Consider the following 1,287-nt stretch of genomic DNA (forward strand, 5'->3'; position numbering starts at 1 on the left):
CCTGCCGGTGGCTCGGCGGGGGCGGGCAGCACGAAGTCGCCCGAGTGCGTGGACAGCTGTACGCCCGCCGAGTCGAGGCCCGGCAGTTCGCCGGGGTGCTGGACGGGTGTCTCCGCCGCCGCGCTGTCCGTACCCGCGGCCGCGGGCCAGGCGACAGCGTTGTCGGCGCCAGGACGGTCAGGGGCGGTCCGGCCGGGGGCGGGGGTGTCCGGGGCGGCCTGGGCCGCCGCGCCGTGCAACGCGACGGTGGGGTGGTCGCCCCGGGCCTGCGGTTCGGCCGTCAAGTCGTATCCGCACGCACCACAGAACCGGTCGCCGGACTCCACCGGCTCCGTGCAGCTGGGGCATGTCGACCAAGCAGCCAAATGGGGCTTCTGCGCCATCAATCACACCCACGTCCGGGGGCGGAAACGGTTGGCCCGTTCCACCAGTTCGATCCTCTCCTCGCCGCGCTGAGCGAGCCGGGCGAGCACCCGGTACGAACGTTCCAGTCCGAGCCGCAGGCCACGTTCGTCGAGCGCGGTGCCGAGCAGGGTGGTGGACTGCACCACCTGTCCGCCCCGGCCCCCGGAGAGTATCCAGTCCAGGGCCGTGCCGAGTACTTCCGTGGACAATTGCTCCCTCCGTACGGCGTCGAGTCCGAGTCCCTGAAGCGCCTCCACCTGCCCGCCCGCCGCCCGCAGATCGTCCAGCAGCGGGTCGGCGGCGGCGCGCTTGCGCAGCCGGGCCCGCACGGCGGCCACCCGGGCCGCCGTGTAGTGGATGGACGCCTCGGGCACCGACTCCAGGGTCTGTACGGCGCCGCCGCGGTCCCCCGCGGCGAGCTGGACCCGCGCCAGCGCGAAGGCGGCGCTGACATAGCTGGGGTCGGTCGTCCAGATGAGCCGGTAGTACTCGGCCGCGTTGTCGAGCTGGCCCAGGACCTCGGCGCAGATGCCGAGCGCGAGCTTCGGCGCCGGCTCGCCGGGGAACGCGTCGTAGATCGCGTCGAAGGCGAGCGCCGCCGTCTCGTGGTCGCCGGTGACGAGGGAGGCGAGCCCCCGGTACCAGACCACCCGCCAGTCGTCCGGGTGCCGCGACTCCAGCGTGTGCAGGGCCTCGACCGCCGTGTACGAGTCGCCGTTCTCCAGCCAGGCGCGGACCTGGCGCAGCCGCCGCTCCGGCGAGTCCGCGGGAGCGGCCTCCAGCGCGGCGATCAGCTCGCCGGGCGCGGCCGCCATCAGTCCGGCGAGGAAGCCGGCGTTCGCGTCGTTCGGATCGACCCGGGGCACCGGCAGCGCGAGCGCG

Annotated in this window: 1 protein-coding gene and 1 pseudogene; both read right to left on the reverse strand. The window is 74.4% G+C overall.

The window, feature by feature from the left end; translation table 11 throughout:
- Positions 1-284, reverse strand: a pseudogene (locus tag HY68_RS43805) (phosphatase); the annotation flags it as partial.
- Between the two features lie 102 nt (positions 285-386).
- Positions 387-1,287 (reverse strand): tetratricopeptide repeat protein (locus tag HY68_RS16960; protein ID WP_041989656.1); only part of this gene is annotated, 901 nt, incomplete at its 5' end.

It is taken from the genome of Streptomyces sp. AcH 505 (assembly GCF_000818175.1).
Taxonomy (GTDB): domain Bacteria; phylum Actinomycetota; class Actinomycetes; order Streptomycetales; family Streptomycetaceae; genus Streptomyces.